Origin of the sequence: Natrinema salinisoli (genome assembly GCF_020405205.1) — an archaeon.
In the GTDB taxonomy this organism is placed as follows: domain Archaea; phylum Halobacteriota; class Halobacteria; order Halobacteriales; family Natrialbaceae; genus Natrinema; species Natrinema salinisoli.
On record NZ_CP084469.1, the window covers coordinates 4084263 to 4106775 of the forward strand.

Here is a 22513-nt window from a genome sequence, read left to right on the forward strand (position 1 = left end):
ATTACTACTCTTATACTCAATTTCGATAATCCGGATCATTAGAGATTTATAGCGGCCTGTTGGACCGTCTAACAGATGATCCCGATCGACGACTCTCCGATCGTTCGCGACGGCAAGTCACTGATTCTGGCGATGGACCACGGGCTCGAGCACGGCCCCGTCGACTTCGATGAGGTACCGGAGAAACTCGATCCGGTGACGGTCTTCGAGACGGCGACCCACGACGCCGTTACCTCGATAGCCGTCCAGAAGGGGATCGCGGAGGGGTACTACCCCAGTTACGAGGACGACGTCAATCTCCTCCTGAAGCTCAATGGCACGTCGAACATGTGGATGGGCGAACCCGACTCCGCGATCAACTGCTCGGTCGACTACGCGGCCGAGATCGGGGCGGATGCCGTCGGCTTTACGGTCTACAGCGGCTCGAATCACGAAGTCGAGATGTACGAGGAGTTCCGAGAGATCCACGAGAAAGCCCGCGAGTACGGCCTCCCCGTCGTCATGTGGTCCTATCCGCGCGGCCAGGGGCTCAAGAACGATACCAAGCCGAGCACCATCTCCTACGCGACTCGTATCGCCCTCGAGGTCGGTGCCGACATCGCGAAGGTCAAGTATCCCGGCAGTTCCGACGCCATGGAACACGCCTGCAAGGCTGCGGGCGATATGAAGGTCGTCATGAGCGGCGGGTCGAAGACCTCCGACTACGACTTCCTTTCGACGGTCGAGTCCGCCGTCAACGCCGGTGCGAGCGGGCTCGCGGTCGGCCGCAACGTCTGGCAGCGCGAGAATCCGACCCGGATCCTCGACGCCCTCGAGGAGGTCATCTACGAGGAAGCGACCGCCGACGCGGCGCTCGAGGCGACCGAATAGGATGACGGTGTCCGATCCAGTCGTCGAGGATGTCGTGGCGACGATCAGCCGGACGGCGACCGAAATCCGACAGGGGCTGATCGGTCGGCGTGGAACGGTCGACGAGGAAAACCCCAGCGGCGAGACGCAGGCGGAAGCCGACGTCTGGGCCGACGAGTTGCTCAGCGATCGGGTCGCCGGAATCGACGGGGTCGGCCAGTACGCGAGCGAGGAACGAGCCGACGTCGTTGCCTGCGGCGACGATCCCGCCACGTCGTCGGCCTACGCCGTCGCGGTCGACCCACTCGACGGGTCGTCGAACCTGAAATCCAACAACGCGATGGGGACGATCTTCGGGGTCTACGACGCCGCGCTGCCGGCCCGTGGCGACACCCTCGTCGCCGCGGGGTACGTCCTCTACGGCCCGATCACGACGTTGGTGCTCGCCACCGACGAGACCGTTTCCGAGTACGAACTCACCGGCGGCGAGCGAACGCTCATCGAACGCGACGTCACCCTCCCCGCGGAGCCGGTGGTCTACGGCTTCGGCGGTCGCGTCCCCGACTGGCCGGACGATTTCCGCGAGTACGCCCGCGAGATCGAATCGGAGCTCAAACTCCGCTACGGCGGCGCGCTGATCGGCGACGTCAATCAGGTGCTCACGTACGGCGGCACCTTCGGCTATCCCGCCCTCCAGTCCCGCCCGACGGGCAAACTGCGGCTCCAGTTCGAGGGGAACCCGATCGGCTACGTCGTCGAGCGGGCCGGCGGGCGCTCTTCGAACGGCTCTCAGTCGCTGCTTACCGTCGACCCTGATGACCTACACGACCGAACGCCGGTTCACGTCGGGAACGACGACCTGATCGAGCGACTTGAGGCGGCGCTCGCGTAGCGGAGTCGAATCAGTTCTCGGTGCCGGATCGTATCCAGGCCGCAGTTACGGTGACGTAGACCCCGACGCCAGCGACGAGGAGGGTGTAGAACGCCCACTGCGGCCAGCCCGTCTCGAGGAAGAGCAGCGTTAGGAAGAGGACCCACAGCGAGACGGCGAGCAGGTCGAGAAGCAATCGGACGATACCGCTGATGGCGGCGCTGGCGGTGCCGGGAGCCCGGCCGGATTCCGTTTTCGTGGCGCGTGTCGTATCGTTGCTCATTCGTCTCAGAAGAGATAACCGTGTTTCTCGGTCAATCGATAGGCACCGACCCCCCAGACGTAACTCTGTCCGGGCCACCAGGTACGGGCGTTGTTGAACCCCGCGACGAGGACGTCGCCGTCCTCGCCTTTGGGGTCGGAGTGGTAGCTCACCGAGCCGCTGTCGCCGTCAGTCAGGTCCATTTCGCCGCCCCAGCGGATCTGCCCGCGGCGACAGAACTCGTCGGTAAAGCACGTGACGGCATCGACGCCCTGAATCTTCCCCGTCGTGTGGCCGGTCATGGCCCCGACCTTCTCGAGTTCCCGATCTCGAGCGACGAGGTCGGCGAGCCCGAACTTGGTGAACTGGCCGCGGACGCGGGGTCGCGACGGCGCGTCGATCCTGCTCGCGGGCTCGAGCCAGCCGTTCGGTTCGACGGCGGCGACGTCTTCGACGGGGTGGTAGTGGACGACGTCCCCGAGTTCGATGGCGTCGGCTTCCTGACGCGGCAACGACAGCGCGTCCTCGGACGAATCGCGGTCCTCGCCGAACGCGTGGTCTGCCGTCACGAAGAACCGCTGCTCACTCTCGGGATGGTACAGCGCCGGGCCGAGCGTCGCCATGCTCGAGGGGGTTTCGCAGGCGACGCCGCTCGGGACCGAGCCGTCCGCGAGACTGTCGGCGAAGCGGGGCTCGTAGGCTTCGGGACCGTCCTGAATCTCTTCGACGTCGATGATCGTCTCCGGATCGATGTCGATTCCCTCGGCGAACTCTCCGAGCAGCTCGCCGACGGAGTGACCGTCGCTCGAGAGGCCGACGGAAACCGTGGCGGTCCCGCTCCCGTAGTCGCCGGGGATGACTGCGCTGCCCAGGTAACCTGTAAAAGCGAACCGAGCCAATCGCCTGTTCACCTCGAAGGCTTTCTCGACGGCGGCGTACCACTCCGCGGGGACGTACCGCGTTCGTTCACGGACGGTCCACGGGTCGTCCGGGTCATCCCTGACGAGCGCCGTGACGATAGGGACCTCCCCGTCGTCGGCGGCGAGGAAGTCGTTGACGCCGAGCCACCGAGCCATCCCGATGGCGAAGCCGCCGCTAACGACGGTTCGCACGAACTCTCGCCGATCCATTCCCGTCTCGAGCCGATCGCGAAGCGTTGCGAGCCGTTGGACGAGACGGTCGGTGTGCCTTCCCGACATACCGCGACAGAGCTGTTCGATTGCTGTGCTTCCCGTTCCGCCAAGCCGTCTATTCACGGACACGGGCTCGATAACCGTTGGAATGGACGATGAATTCGATAAAAGCAATTCTGCCTGCAGGTGCCGCCGATGGGTTCGCGGCCGGATCGATCGCTCTGACAGACTTCGCGTGGATCGGTGAGACTGAGACTATTCGGCAGCGTTCCTCGGAGAATCGCCCTCGATATAATAGCTGTACGACTGAACGCGAGCGTTCGTGTCGGACACCGGTTCAGTACGTACTGTCTCCGTGCTGGTGACCACGGAGGCGACGATCCCTCTCGATCGGGTCACACCGGGGCCGCGAAACCGCCCTCCTCGTCTACTCGCGGCGAGCTCCGGCGATCATCCGGTGGGACTCGATCTCTCCTCTTCCCCTCTCTGCCTTCGAAACTCCGTGTAGACACTTCTGCGACGGCCGATCCGTCGGAACCGGCCTCGCCCGAGCGATCGCTACTCGTCGAAAACGGTATTTGATCGCCCGTCGCAGGCAACAGCATGCGCGTTCGTATTACGGCTGGTGCCGACGACGACGAAGCGGCGGCGATCGGAGCCGCACTCGCCGACCACGTCGGCGAGACGGTAGAGGTGTATCTCGGCGACGAGACGGACCCGGCGGTCGTTCACGACGTCGAGCAGGAATCCGGTAGAACGGCCGGCGGAGAATCGTCCGCAGGCGGCGGGGAGGAGGCCGGCGAGTCCGGCGTCGCCGACCTCGGACCGACGGAGCGCGAGCGACGACTGCGGGACGAGATCGCTGACATCCTCGAGGGCGGCCCGAAAAAGTACAGAGACCAGCTCTCGGAGGACGGAAAGCTGTTCGTCCGGGATCGACTCGATCTGTGGTTTTCCGGCGAGGACAGCGAGTTGCACTTCGAGGACGGAAAGTTCGCCGCGTTCGACGATTGGCATCCCGACGGTGCGAATACCGACGAGGACGATGACGACCGACTGCCGGCGGACGGACTCATCACGGCGGCGGCCACCTTCGAGGGGCGAGACGTCCACGTCATGGCCAACGACTACACGGTCAAGCGAGGCAGCATGGCCGCCAAGGGCGTCGAGAAGTTCCTCCGGATGCAACAGCGCGCGCTCAAGACGGGGAACCCGGTGTTCTACCTGATGGACTCCTCGGGCGGCCGCATCGACCAGCAGACCGGATTCTTCGCCAACCGGGAGGGCATCGGCAAGTACTACTACAATCACTCGATGCTCTCGGGGCGGGTGCCCCAGATTTGCGTCCTCTACGGGCCTTCCATCGCCGGCGCGGCCTACACGCCGGTCTTCGCGGACTTCACGATCATGGTCGAGGGGATGTCGGCGATGGCGATCGCCTCGCCGCGGATGGTCCAGATGGTTACCGGCGAGGAGATCAGTCTCGATGAACTCGGCGGACCGGCGGTCCACATGCAGGAGTCGGGCTCGGCCGACCTGATCGCGTCCGACGAGGAACACGCCCGCGAGCTCGTCGCCCAGCTGATCACCTACCTCCCCGACAACGCCGACGAGGACCCGCCGAAACGGGAGCCGAAGTCGCCCGCGAAGTCTCCGGAGGGTATCGACGCCATCGTCCCACAGGAGCCGAACAAGGGGTACGACATGACCGACGTGATCGATCGAATCGTCGACGCGGGGTCGTACTTCGAGTTACGTCCCGATTACGGCCCGGAGATACTCACCGCGTACGCCCGGATCGACGGCCGTCCGGTCGGCATCGTCGCCAACCAGCCCGCCCATCGCGCCGGTGCGATCTTCCCGGACGCGGCCGAGAAGGCCGCGGAGTTCATCTGGAAATCGGACGCGTTCAACATCCCCTTACTCTACCTCTGTGACACGCCCGGCTTCATGGCCGGCTCCCAGGTCGAGAAAGACGGCATCTTAGAGCAAGGAAAGAAGATGATCTACGCGACCTCCTCGGCGACGGTCCCCAAACAGACCGTCGTCGTCCGCAAGGCCTACGGCGCGGGCATCTACGCGATGGGCGGCCCCGCCTACGACCCCGAGAGCGTCATCGGGCTTCCGTCGGGCGAGATCGCGATCATGGGGCCCGAAGCGGCGATCAACGCCGTCTACGCGCGCAAGCTCTCCGAGATCGACGATCCCGACGAACGCAAACGAATGGAACGGGAGCTCCGGGAGGAGTACCGCGAGGACATCGACGTCCACCGAATGGCCAGCGAGGTCGTCATCGACGAGATCGTCCCACCGAGCACGCTGCGCGAGGAGTTAGCCGCCCGCTTCGACTTCTACGCCGACCTCGAGAAGTCCCTCCCGGACAAGAAACACGGGACGATACTCTGATCGGCGTCTTTCTACCGACCCGTCCCACCGCCTCGGTCGATCCGTCCGAAATCCATTGCTCTCGAGCGGTCGAGAGGCCGACAATCCCGACCAGTTATCATTCCTTACCACCGTCGGAGCAGCGGCTACGCTTGGCATAACAAAACCCCACAGAGTGGAAGCGGCGCGTGCTCCCGATGGCACGGCGATCCGGTTCGACTCCGGCGGGGAGCCTATGAGTTCCGAGGGCACAACCCTTCACCATCGGCTCCCCGGCGACGTGACGCCCGTCGACCTCGAGCGACTGCTCTGGGGGGTCGTACTCCTCTCCCTCGTCGCCGATATCGCCACGACGTTCGTCGGGCTCCACCTCGGTCTCTCCGAGTCGAATCCGGCCGCCCGTGGGGCGATCGAGAGCTACGGTTTCGGCGGGATGGTCGCCCTGAAGGCGGGCGCGATCGGCGTCGGGCTCGTCTGTCGGCCGCTGCTCGAGCGGGAGTATCGGGCGATCGTCCCGGCCGGGCTCGCGGGTCCGTGGTTGATTGCCGCGATTCTCAACGTCTACACGATCTCGACCGTCGTTTAAGTCGCCGCGAGAACTGTCGGAGGTCGCCTCGAGCGTCCGACCGACTGACTCGACAGGTGGAAGAGGGCGAGTGTCTCGGGGTCGTTCGAGACGGCTTTGCCGTCTCGTGACTGAGCGAAGCTCCCGCGAGATCAGCGGGACGTACGTCCCGCCAGAATTCGCGAGGTCCGCGAAAGGCCTCCGGCCTTTCGAACCACTTGACCCCGAGGTACTTCACTCGAGCGCCCGCCGCCACTCCCGGACCTCGGCGAGGACCGCTTCCCACTGGTCGCGGCGGCCCGGAACCTCCTGCCCGGTCAGACGCTCGCGTTCGGCCTCGAGCCGGTCCCGGATGTCTCCCGGGTCGTCGACGTTCCAGAAGGCGAGTTCCGAGCCGCTGGCGGCTTCGATCGTGACGGTCCCGTGACCGACGAGCCGGCCGATCGGGTTCTGTTCGACCGTCGTGTTCTGAATTCGCCCGAGCGAGACGGTTCGAACGGTCCGCCCGAGGACGCCGTGTCGGGTCGCGGCGACCGTGTTCGTGACGACGAACGCGGTCCGTGAGACGCGGGCGTACTGCCAGAGCGCCGGGGCGACGACGAGCACCACGCCCACGACGGCGATGGTCGGTAAGACATCGAGAGCGATCGCTGCCAGCAGGACCGCTGTCCCGACGAGGGCGACCGCGACCCACGGCAAGACGGTCTGGATCCGCGGGCCGCCCTGCCAGCGGATCCGTTCGCCCTCCTCGAGCGGGAGCCATCGAGGCTCCGCCGCGGCCGGCTCACCGCCCGGAATGGGCACGTCTCCGGTCTCGGGCCGCTCCGAGTCGGGCTCAGATGGATCGGTCTTCGTCATACTCGTAGGACTGGCTGCCGTCGCTTCGCTGGTTAGTAGTACGGGTCTCGGTGTTCGACCGAGCCGAAGCGCTCCCCTCGACGGCCGTCCGGATCGCCCGGAGTTCGGTGAGGATTTCCTCGAGAACGTCGTCTTTCGTGCGTTCGTCCCCCGACTCGCCGCGTTCGCGTTTGATCCGCTCGCTGATCCGTTGCTGGACGGCCTTCGGGTCGGGCACCGACGTGAAGGCCATCTCGACGCCGGAGCCGCCGGCGGTACTGACCTCGACGGAGCCGTAGCCGAAGTGGGTCCCCAGCGCGCTCTGGCTGTAGGAGATGTCCTGGACTTTCGCGTGTTCGATCCGCTTGACGTCCCGCGAGAGCACGCCCGTCTTCTTGTACAGCGCGCGGGTCGTCACGACGTAGTGGGTGTTCGTCACGCGGAGGTACTCGCTGGCGATGATGACGAGCCCGATCAGCACGATCGAGAGCGGAATCCCGATCGCGAACGCCGGAATGAGCGTCCGCCGATCCGGACCGCCGGCCCAGATCACGTCTTCGCCGTCGTCTAGCGATAGCCACTCGAGGTCGACTCCGACGTCATCGTCCGTGGGTTCGGTGCTCATCGTCGTCACTCCCCGTTTTCGTCAGTCTCAGCGTGCTCCCGTTTCAGCGAGAGTGCGGTTCGGTCGAACTCGCAGACGAGCGGTTCGTCCGAATCGTTCACCTTGAACGCCTCGACGTGCATCGTGACGATCCCGCGCTCGCCGTCGCTGGTCTCGCGCTTGTCCGTGACCGTCGACTGGACGCGAATCGTGTCCCCGTGGAAGACCGGGTTCGGGTGTTCGACGTTGTCGTACGAGAGGTTCGCCACGATGGTCCCGTCGGTCGTCTCGGGAATCGAGACGCCGACGGCGAGTGACATCGTGTAGAGGCCGTTGACGAGTCGCTCGCCGAACTCCGTGTCGGCCGCGAACTCGGCGTCGAGGTGGAGCGGCTGCTGGTTCATCGTCATGTCGCAAAAGCGCTGGTTGTCGCTCTCGGAGATCGTCCGCCGGCGTTCGTGCTCGATGGTCTCGCCGACCTCGAACTCCTCGTAGTACAGTCCGGTCATAGGTTCGGAGTCACGCAGTACGCACAAAAACGTGTCGTCTCTTCGAAAGGTATGTGGGAGGGGTCGGCGCTCGTTCGGTACTCGAGAGCAGACACCGCCGCAGACGCACTCTCGGGTGACCGATCCGACGTTATTCGACCATGTCAGGCTCTTCGCCGGCGTCCTGCTGGACCCAGATCGTCTTCGTGTTCACGAACTCCCGAATTCCCTGACGCGAGAGTTCCCGTCCGTAGCCAGAGTCCTTCACGCCGCCGAAGGGGAGTCGGGGATCGGACTTGACGAGTTCGTTGACGAACGCGAGTCCCGACTCGAACTGGCGGGCGACCCGCTCGCCGCGCTCGAGGTCCTCCGTCCAGACGCTCGCGCCGAGCCCGAATCGGGTGTCGTTGGCTTTCTCGATGGCGGCTTCTTCGTCGGGCACCCGGAACACTGTCGCAACCGGGCCGAACAGTTCCTCCTGGTCTGCGGGCGCGTTTTCGGGAACGTCCGTCATCACCGTGGGCGGGTAGAACGCGCCGTCGCGGTCCATCGGCGCGCCGCCGAGTTCGATCTCGCCGCCCTGTTCGACCGTCTCTTCGACCTGCTCGTGGAGTTCCTCCATGAGGTCTTCGCGGGCTTGCGGTCCGATGTCGGTCTCGTCGTCCATCGGATCGCCGACGGTCTGTGCGTCCATCTCGTCGACGAAGCGGTCGACGAACTCGTCGTAGACGTCGTCGACCACGATGAACCGCTTGGCCGCGATACAGGACTGGCCGTTGTTGATGAGCCGCGCCTGGACCGCCGTCTCGACGGTCTGTTCCATCGGCGCGTCCTCGAGAACGACGAAGGGATCGCTCCCGCCGAGCTCGAGGACGGTCTTCTTGAGCTGGCTCCCGGCGGACTCGGCGACTGCTCGACCGGCACCGTCGCTGCCGGTGATGGTGACGGCCCGTACTCTGTCGTCCTCGATCACCTCGTCGATCTCGCTAGAGCTGATCAGCAGGGACGTGAACGCGCCCTCCGGGAAGCCCGCTTGCTCGAAGACGTCCTCGATAGCCCGCGCACAGCCGGGGACGTTCGAGGCGTGTTTCAGCAGGCCGACGTTACCCGCTGCGAGGTTCGGGGCCGCAAAGCGGAACACTTGCCAGAAGGGGAAGTTCCACGGCATGATCGCGAGCACCGGGCCGATCGGCTGGTAGGCGACGACCGTCTTCGCGCGCTCGTCGCTCGCGACGACCTCGTCCTGGAGGTGTTCCGCGGCGGTCTCGGCGTAGTAGTCACAGACCCACGCGCACTTCTCGACCTCGGCGTGCGCCTGTCCGATGGGTTTCCCCATCTCTTCAGTCATTAGTTCCGCGTACTCGTCCTCGCTCTCCCGGAGGATGTCGGCGGCCTTCGCCAGCAGCCGCTGTCGCGTTTCGATCGGCGTCTCGCTCCACTCCTCGAAGGTCTCGGTCGCCCGCTCGAGGTGGTCGTCTCGCTCCTCGTCGGAGGTTTCCTCGAAGCTGTCGACGACGTCTCCCGTCGCCGGATTGGTACTCTCGATGGACATGCAGTGACCGACCACGACGAACTGCTTAGTACGCGGGGCTGCCTACCAAAGGCACGCCCCGGTCCGTCACGATAGTTCGTGCCGCACAACCCCTATCCCAGTCGAGTTCATAGCAGCGGCAATGGCAATTCGCACGTACCACGACGATTCGCAGCCGCCGCCCGAGCGGGGAACGCACGACTCGCATCCACCGTCCGAACGACGAAAGACCGTCCTCTTCTGTCCGGAGTGTGGCCACGAGAGCCCGATCACCGACGACTGGGAGACGATGACGGCCGACGGCGATCGACTGCTCGTCTGTACCGACTGCGGCTCGGTCGTCGACCGCCGATCACGACGCCACTCCGAACTCGTCGAAGCTACCTAAACCGAAGTTCGCGGTTTTGGGTCGGTCGAATTTTCGTACCTGGACCAACCGTCTTTCGCTCAACACTCGTTTTCGGAGGACCCCCTCCCCCGATTCAGAGTGAAAGATCCGGAACGAGAGAATCGGGACGAAGTTGCTACTCTCTGCGCTAGCGATATTCACTGTCGCGCTCTTACCGCGTGATCTGGCAGATCCGACCTCACCTGCCGTTCCGGCCCTGCTCGGTGGTCACTACCTCCCGGCCTTCCGGGTGGTGGTCGAGATTTCTACGGCAAACCGCACTTCGAATCCTGAGTGGGCCGATCCACAGTCGAGACAGTATATTTATACTATGGTAAGACAGTCTGGCTGTATGATCTATTCTGGACTTCGCCGACGGGACGTTCTCGTCGCGGTCTCGGGAACGTCCCTTCTGCTGGCAGGCTGTACGGAAAGTGAGTCGTCGGTCACTACCGACTATGGGGCCCAATACGGGCGCGAATACGGTGTCGGGAGTGAGTAACCGTGGGTGAGCGAACACCGCGACTCGACCTGGGCACGTTCGAGGAAGGCGAGGAGTGGGACCATACCGACACGGTCGAGGCCGTCGACGAACACGCGATCGTTCGGGGACCGATCGGCGACCGCCCCGCCGAGGGCGAGTACGACGACGAACTCTACCACGCGACCGATCAGGGAATCACGTGGCGCTGGGACGCCTCAGACGAGGACTGGGTGTACTTCAGCGGACGGGGGAATTCTGATCAGCCGGTACCCGGAACGAGCCACTTCGAGGCGGCGGAGTTCGTCGACGCGCGCACCGCGGAAACGCCCGTCTGGAACGTCGAAGCCCACGGGATCGAGGGTGACGGCGAGACCGAGGTCGGTCGGGATGTCCACGACCTTCTCGCGCAAGTCGAGTCAGCTGGCGGCGGAATCGTCTACTTCCCGCCCGGACGGTACGTCTTCGAGCGGACGCCGTTGATCGGCGATGATACGATTCTGCTGGGCGCGGGTCGTTCGACGGTCTTCGAGGGATCGCGTCCCGACGGCGAAGAGGGACGAGCCCTGCTCTCCAACAGGGGCTACGACGGAGTCGAGTACGATGGCGCATCGAACTGGGGGATCTGCAACGTTCGAATCGATTCGCCGGACACGAACGGCATCATGCTCGCACATGCGGAAAACGTTCGACTAGAAGACGTCTACGGCGACCGCATCTACTACCATCACATCGACGTCGTGTCGTCCAAGAACGTCACTATCGACGGCTATTGGGCGACTCGAGGGGGCGATGCCGGATCGAACGCGCCGATTCAGTTCGACAACCAGACGTCAGAGATTGCGTCGAACAGCATCTGGGACGGCACTGACGAGTTGTTGACCGGAAGCGACGGGACGCGGACGCGGAACTGTACGCTCGAGAACTTCGAGATCGATCCGGAGAACGGCCCCGATTACGGCGTCCACATGCACCGGAACGGCAACGAGTCGATTACGATCAGAGACGGCTACATCACCGGTTGCCTGTACGCGGCGATCAGGGGTGACACCGGTGACGAGATCGCAGATCTGACGATCGACTCCGTGTCGTGTATCGAGAACGCGAGGGGGATCTCGCTCGGACAGCTCGAGAGCGGCCGACGGGAGCTGACGATCACCAACGTCACGATCAGGACCGACAACCGTGGACTGGCCGCCGGATCGGGAATCTACGCGGCCGGGTTCGACGGAGCGGAAATATCGAACACCATCGTCGACGGGGAGTTCACGAACTCGATCCTCTTCGACGATATGGACGACCTGAAGCTGAGTACCGTGACGGCCAAGGGAGCGTCGAGTCAGGCGTTCCGGTTCCGAGAGAACGTCGATGCGACGCTGACGACCGCTCGAGCGGCGGACTGTGGCGACGCGGGCGTCTACGCGGGGCCGGGTAGCAGCGTCGCCTACGGTGGTGTCGCGTTCGAGGATGTCGGCAGCGACGTCGTCGTCGATGGTGAGTTGCGGGAGTGGAAGGCATCCTCGTAGCGGTTTTCACTCGTCGTGAACGGTCGCGTTTCACTCTAAATCGGGGGTGCCCGTTCCCACGCTGTCGTACCTCTCTTGAGGCCGATCCGGCCGACACCGTCACCCTCGCAGTATCGCCGGGCGGAGAGATGCCGACGGAGCGGGCGGTGACGGCTCGCCGCCACACGGACGGTTTTGATCCTGGCTGTCCGACACACCACCATGGTCCGTAGAAGCGTACTCTTTACCCCCGGTGACCGACCCGAAATGTGCCGGAAAGCGCCCGACGCGGGAGCCGACGTGATCGTCTTCGATCTCGAGGACGCCGTCGCCCCGCGGCGCAAGACGGAGGCCCGCGAGGCGGTGCGGAACGTGCTTTCCGATCCCGAGTTCGATCCCGACTGTGAGGTGTGCGTTCGCGTCAACGCGACGGACGCGACTCGAGCGGACGACCTGGACGCGCTGTTCGCCGATGACCACAGCGAGTCCCTCGAGAGCCTCATGCTTCCGAAAGTCGGGTCACCGGACGACGTTCGGACACTCGCCGACGAAGTGGGTAACTACGACGCGTCCCTGCCCGTCCTGGCTTTGCTCGAGAGCGCCGACGGCATCCTCGACGCGCCGGAGATCGCGGCCGTGCCCGAAACCGATGCGCTGGCGTTCGGCGCGGAGGACCTTTCGGCGGATATCGGAGCGACGCGGACCGCCGAGGGGACGGAAGTACTCTACGCGCGGGAACGCGTCGTGCTCGCGGCGGCGGCGAACGAGTGTGCGGCGATCGACACCCTCGTCACCGACTTCGAGGACGAGGCCGCACTGCGGGAGGACGTCGACTTCGCGATCCAACTGGGCTACGACGGAAAGCTGGCGATTCATCCCGCGCAGATAGGTCCGATCAACGAGGCGTTCACACCTTCCGCCGAGGAACGCGAGTGGGCCGACCGCGTCCTCGAGGCCAAACGCGAGGCTGATGCAGAGGGGCGAGGGGTCTTCGCAGTCGACGGGGAGATGATCGACGCGCCGCTGATCGCACGTGCCGAACGGATTCGGGAACGGGCCGCGGCTGCCGACGAAAGCTGACCGAATGCCCAGTATACAAGGTAAATATCATAATTAAAGTGAACAGGTATCGCCTCCCATGATAGATATTCGCTACGCTTATGCCCCGGGTGCCGGAACCAACCGAGTATGAGCGAGGATACCAACCCGTTCGAAAGTCTCCAGTCACAGATCGACGAGGCCGCACAGTACCTCGACATCGGCGGCGACGTCATCGAGCGACTCAAACACCCCGAGCGAGTCCTCGAGACGAATCTCACGATCGAACGCGACGACGGCGACCTCGAGCGGTTCAAAGCCTTCCGGTCCCAGTTCAACGGCGACCGCGGGCCCTACAAAGGCGGCATCCGCTACCACCCGGGGGTCTCCCGGGACGAGGTCAAGGCGCTGTCCGGTTGGATGACCTACAAGACCGCCATCGTCGACATTCCGCTCGGCGGCGGCAAGGGAGGGATCATCCTCGATCCGGACGACTACTCCGAGAGCGAACTCGAGCGACTCACGCGCTCGTTCGCGAAAGAGATCCGCCCGATGATCGGCGAGGACCGGGACGTTCCCGCGCCCGACGTGAACACGGGTCAGCGGGAGATGAACTGGATCAAAGACACCTACGAGACCCTCGAGAACACGACCGAGCCGGGAGTCATTACGGGCAAGGCGCTCGACTCGGGCGGCAGCGAGGGCCGCGTCGAGGCGACCGGCCGCTCGACCGTCCTCGCCGCGCGCGAGGCGTTCGACTACCTCGACAAGGACCTCGAGGGCGCGACCGTCGCCGTGCAGGGCTACGGGAACGCCGGCTGGATCGCCGCCAAACTGATCGAACAGATGGGCGCGACGGTCGTTGCCGCCAGCGACTCGAGCGGCGGCATCTACAACCCCGACGGGTTCGATCCGGTCGCGGCGAAAGACCACAAGAACGAGACCGGCAGCGTCGTCGGCTTCGAGGGAAGCGAGGAGGAGCTCACCAACGAGGACGTCCTCACCCTCGACGTCGACCTGCTGATCCCGGCGGCGCTCGAGAACGCGATCGACGCTGACCTCGCCGAGGACGTCGAGGCTGACGTCATCTCGGAGGCCGCGAACGGGCCGCTGACGCCGACTGCCGACGCGGTGCTCGAGGACAAGGACGTCTTCGTCATCCCGGATATCCTCGCGAACGCGGGCGGTGTCACCGTCTCCTACTTCGAGTGGGTCCAGAACCGCCAGCGGTTCTCCTGGTCGGAGGAACGCGTCAACGAGGAACTCGAGGGGGTCATCGTCGACGCCTTTGACGCACTCGTCGAGACCTACGAGAAACACGACCTCGAGAACCCGCGAACCGCGGCCTACGTCGTCGCGATCCAGCGCGTCGCCGACGCGTTCGAGGAAGCCGGCAGCTGGCCCTGACTCGAGGAGCGATCGATTCGGGCGACCCGACGGACGGTATCTTTCGAGCCATTGTTTCTCTCGGCGATTCCGTTTCGCACCACCGATTTCCTTCTCGTCTGACAGACAGTCGGCGTTCCAACAAACACTTACCAACTCCCCCGTCATTTGCAGGGAGATGAAACGACGAACCCTCATCGCAGGCGTCGGCGCCGCTGGTTTCGCTGGGCTATCGGGTTGTCTGGGTATGCTCGGGCTGGCCGAACACGAGTCGTCCCCCGCCGGCGTCGAAGCCGCCGCTCGCGAGGAGACGGGCTACGAGCAGACCGCTATCGAAGCGCTCCCGGTCGAGCGGGACGTCGGACCGACGAACGAGACGGTCACCGTCACCAATCACATGACCAAACACGAGAAGACGATCGACATGGGGCCGCTCGGCAGCCGACGCGGCGCCATCTTCAACGTGTTGACGACGCCGCAGGTGAGCATCGTCGGCAAGGAGCTCAACCCCGTCGGAGAGATGTCGACGCAGGAACTCATGGATCTCGTCAGGAGCAACTACGACGAAATCAGCAACATATCCCACGAGGAGGACTCCGACGTTACGATCCTCGAGCAAACGACGACTCGCTCCATGTTTACCGCGGACGCCGAGTTCGACGGGCGGAGCGTCGACGTCGACATCCACATCACCGAGGCCGTCGAGGCCGACGAAGACTTGCTCGTGACCATCGGCGTCTATCCGCAGTACGCGAGAGATCAGGAGGAGCCGAACATCGAGACGGTCACGGAGGCGGTGACGACGGAGGTTGATGAGGACGCCTCGACCGGCGATTCCGGGTCCGACGACGGCGGAAACGAAAGTAGTGACAACGAAACCGACGGAAGCAGTGACAACGAAACCGACGACAACGAGAGTGACGACGGCGTCCTCGGCTGAGGCCGACCGAATTCGCGGAGAGTCACTTCGTCGCTCGGATTCGAACAGTTTTCAACTCCGGACCGTCTCCGAACGCGGCCGCGAACGTTAGAGTCCGAGTTCGCGACCGATGACCAGGTGCTGGATTTCGCTCGTTCCCTCGCCGATCTCCATGAGCTTCGCGTCGCGATAGAACCGCTGCGGCGCGAAGTCGGTCGTATACCCGTAGCCGCCCAGCACCTGCACGGCGTCTTCGGCGACCTCGCGGGCGGCTTCGCTGGCGTCGAGTTTCGCGAGGGCGGACTCTCGCGTGACGGGGTCGCCTCGGTCGTATTTCCGCGCAGCGTCGTGGGTGAGCAGTCGCGCCCGCTCGGTCTTTCGGTGCATGTCGACGATCGTATCCCGGATCGCGTCGAACTCGCAAATCGGCTGCCCGAACTGTTCGCGTTCCGTACTGTACTGCTTCGCGTGCTCGTAGGCTCCCTGCGCGAGCCCCGTGGAGAGCGCGGCGATCGAGATGCGACCGCCGTCGAGCGTCTTCTTCGTCTGGTCCCAGCCGTCGCCCTCCGCGCCGAGCAGGCGGTCTTCCGGTAGGCGCACGTTCTCGAGTGCGATTTCACAGGTCGGCGAGGCGTTGAGCCCCATCTTGTCCCAGATCGTCGTCACCTCGAAGCCGTCGTCTTCGGCCGGGTCGACGATGAACGTCGAGATACCGTCGTAGCCCGCCTCGGGGACGGTGACGGCCTTCACGAGTATCGAGCCGGCTTCGGAAGCGTTCGTGATGAACTGCTTGGTCCCGTTGAGAACCCACTCGTCGCCGTCTCGCTCCGCGGTGGTGTCCATATCGGAGGCGTCGGAGCCGCTGCTCGGTTCGGTCAGCGCCCAGCCGCCGAGGTACTCGCCCTCCGCGAGGGGCCGGAGCCAGCGTTCTTTCTGGGCTTCGCTGCCGAACAGTTCGATCGGCTTCGACGCGAGCGAGGTGTGTGCCACGTAGGAGAGCCCGATCGCGCCGGAGACGCGGCCGAGTTCCTCGGCGACGAGCGCGTACATGAGGGTATCGCCGCCCAGGCCGCCGTACTCCTCGGTGATCGGGACGCCCATCATATCGAGATCCGCGAGCTGGTCGAAGATCTCCGCGGGGAAGCGGTGCTCGTCTTCGATTTCCTGCGCGATCGGTTCGATCTCGGTTTCGCAGAAGTCCCTGACGGTCTTTCGAATCATCCGGTGTTCGTCGGATAGCTCGAGGGGCATACGCAATACTTGCCGAGGCGCGAAATAAACGCACCGGAGAACTGCATCGATCGGAGGGTGGTCGCGTCGCTACCGGCCGGATCGGTCGTCGTCGCGGTCGGTGTCCGAGTCGTCCTCATCGCTCGAGTCCCAGTGATCGGGGCCGCCCCAGGAATCGGTCCCGTCGTCACCGTCCTCGCCGGCGGGGCGGTCGTCGGGTCGGTCGTCGTCGGGCTGGCCGTCGTTCGAGTCCCAGTCGTCGGATCCGCTGGACTCCGTCGTTGCGTCGCCGCGAACCCTCGCTCGCTGGTCGGGAACGAGGTCGAGTTCCGCGTCCGTATCACCGAGCACCAACAGCGCGTAGTAGCGTAGATACACGACAAAAGGGACCTGGATCAGTGAAGAGAGCAGGAGAACGAACGGAATGGCGAGGAAAATGATGAAGATCCCGATGATTGGAATGAAAGCGATCAAAATGAGCGGGATGGCGAGAATGAAGAACCCGATGAAAAAGATGACTCCGAGCGCGATGCCGAATCCTAACTGTACCACCCAGACCAGCAGGAGGTAGACGAGATACTCCTTCCAGTTGGCGGTCAGCGTCCGCCGGAACCGCTTCCAGGCGGCGACGACTCCCGCGTCCTCTTGGAGCATGGTCGGCGCGACGAAGACGGTCGTGAACCGATTGACGACGGCGTAGACGAGATATATCGGGATCGCGAGAAGTGCTAGTGCCCCGATGAACGCCGCCGAATCGGTCTCCATCGTCGTATACAAGGCGTACGCGGGGACGCCGAACACGAGGAGCGCGATCAGGCCCAGCGCGAGTCGGAATCCGAAGAGTCGAACCCCGAGCTCGAGATTACGCTTCGTGTACCGACGGACGTGAACCTCGCCGGAGCGCAGCGACTCGAGCAGCGCGAACTCGAGGAGCGAGCCACTGAAGGCGAACACGAGGTAGATCGTCAGGCCGATGGCCGCGATGACGATGAGTGCCGGCAGCATTTCGCCGAAACCGACTGCCGCTCCGGGGTCAGTACCGGTACCGGGTGTCGGCTCGCCGCCGAATTCGCCGCCACCGCCGCCGGGGGTCGGCGGTCCTCCGGACACGACGCCGCCCACGAAAAAGACGATGATTGCCAGTTTGATCCACGTCCAGAAACTGGCCCCCGCCAGGAACCCACGAGTCACGTCGATCGCGTCACTCAGGTCTTTTGTCGCATACATGTTTTCGGATAGAAATCGTTCCCTGTTAATATTATCTATTTACGTATCAGTCAGTTTTAGATACGGTAGTATTTGCTAGTACTAACGGAACGAATCGGTGGATACGACGCTCGCCGGACGTGATCTCTCTCCCCGGTAACACTTCGAGGAGCATTTAACGCCAACCGGCGATACGTTCGGTATGGACATCCGCCGGCTCGCACGAGGATCCATCGAGTGGAGCCGCATCGAGCGTGTCGTCCGCACGCTGGCGGATCGCTACGACCGCGAGGAAGTCCGCGTCGAGTTCCTCGAGGCGGACAACTGGCTCTCGACGCCCTGTGTCATCGACGACGAGTGGTTCGTCAAGATCGTCTCCCGACAGAACGCCCTGGTTCACGCCGTGTTGACGACCGGCCGGAACGTCGGCGCGTTCTCCTCGGGGACCGAGGGCTTTTTCGATCGGTTCGATACCCCCCGCGAGATGGTCGAACACGAGTACGAGGCGACCGAGCGAATGCAGGAGATCGGCATCAACGCCCCGCGGCCGATCGACGCCTTCGAGGTCAACGGGCTCGGCGTCCTCGTCCTCGAGTACCTGCCGGAGTTCCGGTCGCTCGGCGACGTCTCCGACGACGTCGTGACGGAGCGAGCGCCGGAACTCTTCTCGATGCTCGCAACCCTTCACGACCACGGGCTCGCTCACGGCGATCTGCGGGCGGAGAACATCCTGCTCTGTGACGGCGAGTTCTATTTCATCGACGCGACCAGCGTTCACGACGACCGAGTCGACGAGACGACGGCCTACGACCTGGCCTGCGCGCTGGCCGTCCTCGAGCCCCGCATCGGGCCGCGGGAGGCCGTCAACGCGGCTGCAACGGCCTACGATCCCGACGCGTTGCTCTCCGCGCGGGAGTTTCTCGACTTCGTCCGGCTCCGCCCCGATCACGAGTTCGATTCGACGACGTTGCGCAGCGAACTCGAGAAGGCGGCCGATTTGGGCGGAGGGTAGCCGGAATCGGACGGCGATCGGTCACCGTCCGACAGGCCAGTGCAGGCACCATGCGCTTTCGCGAGGGAGCGCTACGCTCGCGCATGTGCCCACCGTTCACCGACGACGACGTCGGCAAGCGGGTCGAAACCGCGAGCGGCGACCTCCTCGGGACCATCAAACTGACCGAGCCGCACACGGCGTACGTCGACGTGAACGACGACACGAGGGACACGATACGGGCGATCCTCGAGTGGGAGACCGACGAGGATATCGTCCCGATGGACGCGAGCGCCGTGAGCGAGCGTACCGAGACCGCAATCCGGCTCGAGGACGACCGTTCGTCGCCGGACGAACCGGCCGAGGCGGGTACCGATTCCGTCATCGAGCGAACCGAGAGCACCGAAGATCGGGACGACAGCGACGAGCAGCGGACCATGGGTCCACCGTCGGGGACGCCCGACGAACCGGCCGCGGATGCGGAGGGGCGGACGGGAGAGGGACTCGAGCCGTCGGAGGAAGAGATGACCGAGTCAGGTGGGGAGCGCCACCCGGATACCGAGCAGGCCCCGCCGGAGGGCGACCGGACCGTGACGAAAGACCGCGGTGAGGAGGAGGATCGATAGGACAACGCGGCTCACCTCCGCATTCGTACATACGTCGACCGGTCAGCGGTGTCGATGAACGAATCGGCTGACACAGTGTCACAAACTCGGTAATTCACTCGAAATCTGTAAACGACCAGTATGATTTTTCACAGTTCCCGTCGTCCGTCCGAGTATGAGTCAGCAAATCACCGAACAGGTACACGGCCACTACATCGGCGGCGAGTGGACCGACGCTGCGGAAGAGACGTTCGAGAGCGAGAACCCCGCGACGGGTAAAACGCTGGCGACCTTCCAGCGCGGGACGGAGGCCGACGTCGACGCGGCCCTCGAGGCGGCGGAGGACGCCTTCGACGAGTGGCGCTCCCTGTCGTACATCGACCGCGCGGAGTACCTCTGGGACATCTATCACGAGTTGCGGGAGCGACACGAGGAACTCGGAGAGATCGTCTCGAAGGAGTGCGGCAAGGAGATTTCGGAGGGGAAAGCCGACGTCACCGAGGCCTGGCACATGGTCGAGTGGGCGGCGGGCAACGCCCGTCACCCCCACGGAGACCTGGTCCCCTCCGAGGTCGCGGGCAAAGACGCGTACATGCGGCGTAAACCGCGGGGCGTCGTCGGCTGCATCACGCCCTGGAACTTCCCGGTCGCGATTCCCTTTTGGCACATGGCGATCGCCCTCGTCGAGGGGAACACGGTCGTCTGGAAGCCGGCGGAACAGACGCCGTGGTGCGGCCAGATCATCGCCGAGATGTTCGAGGACGCCGGCATCCCGGACGGCGTCTTCAACATGGTTCAGGGCTTCGGCGACGCCGGCGCGGCGCTCTCGGACGACGGACGCGTCGACACCGTCCTCTTTACCGGCTCCGCGGAGGTTGGACACGAAATCGCGAGCAAGGTCGGCGGCGAACCCGGCAAGCTCGCAGCCTGCGAGATGGGCGGCAAAAACGGGATCGTCATCACCGAGGAAGCCGACCTGGACCTCGCCGTCCACTCGGCGGTGATGTCGAGCTTCAAGACGACCGGCCAGCGCTGCGTCTCGAGCGAGCGCCTGATCGTCCACGAGGACGTCTACGACGAGTTCAAAGAGCGCTTCGTCGATATCGCCGAGGACATCGCCGTCGGCGATCCGCTCGAGGAGGACACGTTCATGGGGCCGGCGATCGAGGCCGAGCACGTCGAGAAGATCCGCCAGCACAACGACCTCGCCCGCGAGGAGGGTGCAAACGTCCTCGTCGATCGGTTCGAACTCGAGGACAGCGAGATCCCCGACGACCACGACGACGGCCACTGGGTCGGCCCGTTCGTCTACGAGATCGACTACGAGTCCGACCTGCGCTGTCTGAACGAGGAGTGTTTCGGCCCCCACGTCGCCCTGATCGAATACGAGGGCGATATCGAGGACGCGGTCGACATTCACAACGATACGCCGTACGGACTCGCCGGGGCGATCATCTCCGAAGACTACCGCCAGATCAATTACTTCCGCGACCGCGCCGACCTCGGACTCGCGTACGGGAACCTGCCGTGTATCGGCGCGGAGGTCCAGCTCCCCTTCGGCGGCGTCAAGAAGTCCGGTAACGGCTACCCCAGCGCGCGCGAGGCCATCGAAGCAGTCACCGAACGCACCGCCTGGACGCTGAACAACTCGAAAGAGATCGAGATGGCACAGGGGCTGTCGGCGGATATCAAGACCTCGAGCGAGGACTGACCGGCGCCGTCGGGTCAGCGACGAAGCTGCGGTCCCGCTCGAGTGACGGCCAGGACTGACCGGCTAGGATCCCACGAACGACCGAGTCTCGGTCCCGCTCGACTCACCCGCGAAGTGACGACGAACGGTGACAGTCGTGTCGAACTCCGAATCAGTACCGTCGTGTCGATCGAGTCTCAGTTTCTACTCGCGAACGAATCGCTTATCCGACGATTCGTGGAAGGGGCGAGTACATGAAGGCAGTCGTTCTCGCGGCGGGCCAGGGGACACGGATGCGACCACTGTCGGAATCGGTCCCGAAGCCGATGCTCCCGGTCGCCGATCGACCGCTCGTGGCGCACACCGTCGACGCGGCGGTCACCGCCGGGGCCGACGAGGTCGTCCTCGTGATCGGCTACGAAGGCGAGACGGTTCGTGACTACTTCGGTTCGGAGTACCGGGGCGTTCCCGTCTCCTACGCCGTGCAGGAGGAGCAGGCCGGAACCGCCGACGCCGTCAACGCCGCTCGATCCCACCTCGACGGTCCGTTCGCCGTCCTGAACGGTGACAACCTCTACGATCAGGCCGCTATCGATCGGCTGTTCGAGGCGTGCCCGGCCGTCTGCGCGATCGAGGTCGACGAGCCGAGCAATTACGGCGTTCTCAGCACCGACGAGAGCGGCGGCGACTACGTAACGGGAATCGTCGAGAAACCCGCCGAACCGCCGACGAACCTCGCCAACGCCGGCGCGTACGCGTTCCCGGCCGAGGCCCGCGAGTGGCTCGAGGTGCCCGCGAGCGAGCGCGGCGAACACGAGATCACCGACGTCGTCGCGCGGGTCATCGAGGCGTACGAGATGACCCCCGTCACCCTCGAGCGATGGCTCGACATCGGCCGCCCCTGGGAATTACTCGAAGCCAACGAGTGGAAACTCGCCGACCTCGACCGGCGAATCGACGGCGACGTGAGCGAAGACGCGACGCTCGAGGGTGGCGTCGTCGTCGAGGACGGCGCGACGGTCGAACCGGGCGTCGTGATCGAGGGACCGGCGCTGATCCGCGAGGGCGCGGAAGTCGGTCCGAACGCCTACGTGCGTGGCGCGACGCTGGTCGGACGTGATGCCGAAGTCGGTCACGCCGTCGAGATCAAGAACAGCGTCGTTTCGCGCGGGACGTCGGTCAGTCACCTCTCCTACGTCGGCGACAGCGTCCTCGGGCGAGACGTCAACCTCGGTGCGGGGACGAACGTCGCGAATCTGCGACACGACGATGCGGCTATCAAATTCACCGTCAAGGGCGAGCGCGTCACCACTGGCCGCCGGAAGTTCGGCGTCGTCGCCGGTGACGGGGCGAAGACCGGTATCAACACGAGTCTGACGCCCGGCCTGAAACTCGAGCCCGGTGCGACAACTCGCCCCGGCGAAACCGTCGAGCGCGATCGGTAAGGATTCGAGGAGAATGGAACTTCCTCGAGCACTGGAGTAGCTCGTTACTGGCACACTGAGGGTCATCAGGTCGCAGCTACTCGACGGCCGTCATCTATTTGTCA

The 22513-nt window shown here is 64.5% G+C and carries 21 protein-coding genes; 13 read left to right on the plus strand and 8 right to left on the minus strand.

The annotated features are described in order from the left end of the window. Positions 1-75 precede the first annotated feature (75 nt). A complete protein-coding gene (locus LDB05_RS20275; RefSeq protein WP_226005777.1) occupies positions 76-870 on the plus strand; it encodes a class I fructose-bisphosphate aldolase in 795 nt (264 codons plus the stop codon). A 1-nt stretch (position 871) separates the two neighbouring features. After that, the gene (locus tag LDB05_RS20280; protein WP_226005778.1) at positions 872-1741 is read left to right on the plus strand and encodes a class 1 fructose-bisphosphatase; all 870 of its coding nucleotides are present in this window, start codon (positions 872-874) and stop codon (positions 1739-1741) included. A 10-nt stretch (positions 1742-1751) separates the two neighbouring features. Here LDB05_RS20280 and LDB05_RS20285 read toward each other — a convergent pair whose 3' ends face one another. Together LDB05_RS20285 and LDB05_RS20290 are read right to left on the minus strand one after the other, a co-directional pair. Further along, positions 1752-2003 (minus strand): DUF8119 family protein, encoded by a 252-nt coding sequence (locus tag LDB05_RS20285; protein ID WP_226005779.1) that lies wholly within the window; start codon positions 2001-2003, stop codon positions 1752-1754. A gap of 5 nt (positions 2004-2008) precedes the next feature. Then, the gene (locus LDB05_RS20290) at positions 2009-3181 is read right to left on the minus strand and encodes a hypothetical protein (protein ID WP_226005780.1); all 1173 of its coding nucleotides are present in this window, start codon (positions 3179-3181) and stop codon (positions 2009-2011) included. 537 nt (positions 3182-3718) lie between these two features. Between LDB05_RS20290 and LDB05_RS20295 the strand changes: the two genes are divergently transcribed. Together LDB05_RS20295 and LDB05_RS20300 are read left to right on the plus strand one after the other, a co-directional pair. Further along, the gene (locus LDB05_RS20295; RefSeq protein ID WP_226005781.1) at positions 3719-5521 is read left to right on the plus strand and encodes an acyl-CoA carboxylase subunit beta; all 1803 of its coding nucleotides are present in this window, start codon (positions 3719-3721) and stop codon (positions 5519-5521) included. A 214-nt stretch (positions 5522-5735) separates the two neighbouring features. Then, positions 5736-6086, plus strand: coding sequence for a DUF5658 family protein (locus tag LDB05_RS20300; RefSeq protein WP_226005782.1), 351 nt, complete (start codon positions 5736-5738; stop codon positions 6084-6086). A gap of 213 nt (positions 6087-6299) precedes the next feature. On the opposite strand, the gene LDB05_RS20305 is transcribed toward LDB05_RS20300, so the two are convergent. The 4 genes from LDB05_RS20305 to LDB05_RS20320 form a co-directional block, all read right to left on the minus strand. Continuing rightward, positions 6300-6923 carry a PH domain-containing protein gene (locus LDB05_RS20305; protein ID WP_226005783.1) on the minus strand — a complete coding sequence of 208 codons (624 nt, stop codon included), beginning with the start codon at positions 6921-6923 and terminating at the stop codon, positions 6300-6302. After that, positions 6901-7527: a PH domain-containing protein gene (locus tag LDB05_RS20310; protein WP_226005784.1), complete on the minus strand. Its 627-nt coding sequence runs from the start codon at positions 7525-7527 to the stop codon at positions 6901-6903. Before LDB05_RS20310 ends, LDB05_RS20305 begins: the two co-directional genes overlap by 23 nt. Positions 7528-7532: 5 nt before the next feature. After that, positions 7533-8042, minus strand: a complete 510-nt coding sequence (locus LDB05_RS20315; RefSeq protein WP_343232881.1) for a MaoC family dehydratase — start codon at positions 8040-8042, stop codon at positions 7533-7535. 103 nt (positions 8043-8145) lie between these two features. After that, positions 8146-9546, minus strand: coding sequence for an NAD-dependent succinate-semialdehyde dehydrogenase (locus LDB05_RS20320; protein WP_226005786.1), 1401 nt, complete (start codon positions 9544-9546; stop codon positions 8146-8148). Positions 9547-9667: 121 nt separating this feature from the next. Here LDB05_RS20320 and LDB05_RS20325 point away from each other — a divergent pair, with 121 nt between their 5' ends. From LDB05_RS20325 to LDB05_RS20345, 5 genes are all read left to right on the plus strand, one after another. Then, the gene (locus LDB05_RS20325; protein WP_226005787.1) at positions 9668-9913 is read left to right on the plus strand and encodes a DUF8106 domain-containing protein; all 246 of its coding nucleotides are present in this window, start codon (positions 9668-9670) and stop codon (positions 9911-9913) included. Between the two features lie 504 nt (positions 9914-10417). Then, positions 10418-11920, plus strand: coding sequence for a right-handed parallel beta-helix repeat-containing protein (locus tag LDB05_RS20330; protein ID WP_226005788.1), 1503 nt, complete (start codon positions 10418-10420; stop codon positions 11918-11920). Between the two features lie 201 nt (positions 11921-12121). Continuing rightward, a complete protein-coding gene (locus tag LDB05_RS20335) occupies positions 12122-12979 on the plus strand; it encodes an HpcH/HpaI aldolase/citrate lyase family protein (protein WP_226005789.1) in 858 nt (285 codons plus the stop codon). Between the two features lie 108 nt (positions 12980-13087). Continuing rightward, the gene (locus tag LDB05_RS20340) at positions 13088-14344 is read left to right on the plus strand and encodes a Glu/Leu/Phe/Val family dehydrogenase (protein WP_226005790.1); all 1257 of its coding nucleotides are present in this window, start codon (positions 13088-13090) and stop codon (positions 14342-14344) included. Between the two features lie 157 nt (positions 14345-14501). Beyond that, entirely contained in the window at positions 14502-15263 is a 762-nt protein-coding gene (locus tag LDB05_RS20345; RefSeq protein WP_226005791.1) for a DUF6517 family protein, read from the plus strand. A gap of 87 nt (positions 15264-15350) precedes the next feature. Here LDB05_RS20345 and LDB05_RS20350 read toward each other — a convergent pair whose 3' ends face one another. Together LDB05_RS20350 and LDB05_RS20355 are read right to left on the minus strand one after the other, a co-directional pair. Continuing rightward, complete coding sequence (locus LDB05_RS20350) at positions 15351-16493, minus strand: acyl-CoA dehydrogenase family protein (RefSeq protein ID WP_226005792.1); 1143 nt, start codon at positions 16491-16493, stop codon at positions 15351-15353. A 69-nt stretch (positions 16494-16562) separates the two neighbouring features. Next, on the minus strand, positions 16563-17699 hold the full coding sequence (locus LDB05_RS20355) for a DUF7544 domain-containing protein (protein WP_226005793.1): 1137 nt from the start codon (positions 17697-17699) through the stop codon (positions 16563-16565). A 181-nt stretch (positions 17700-17880) separates the two neighbouring features. On the opposite strand from LDB05_RS20355, the gene LDB05_RS20360 reads away from it, so the two are divergent. The 4 genes from LDB05_RS20360 (at position 17881) to glmU (ending at position 22409) form a co-directional block, all read left to right on the plus strand. Continuing rightward, positions 17881-18690, plus strand: coding sequence for an RIO1 family regulatory kinase/ATPase domain-containing protein (locus tag LDB05_RS20360; RefSeq protein ID WP_226005794.1), 810 nt, complete (start codon positions 17881-17883; stop codon positions 18688-18690). Between the two features lie 83 nt (positions 18691-18773). Next, positions 18774-19295, plus strand: a complete 522-nt coding sequence (locus LDB05_RS20365; protein ID WP_226005795.1) for a hypothetical protein — start codon at positions 18774-18776, stop codon at positions 19293-19295. 154 nt (positions 19296-19449) lie between these two features. Further along, a complete protein-coding gene (locus LDB05_RS20370; protein WP_226005796.1) occupies positions 19450-20985 on the plus strand; it encodes an aldehyde dehydrogenase family protein in 1536 nt (511 codons plus the stop codon). Positions 20986-21218: 233 nt separating this feature from the next. Beyond that, positions 21219-22409, plus strand: a complete 1191-nt coding sequence (glmU, locus tag LDB05_RS20375) for a bifunctional sugar-1-phosphate nucleotidylyltransferase/acetyltransferase (protein WP_226005797.1) — start codon at positions 21219-21221, stop codon at positions 22407-22409. Positions 22410-22513 lie beyond the last annotated feature (104 nt).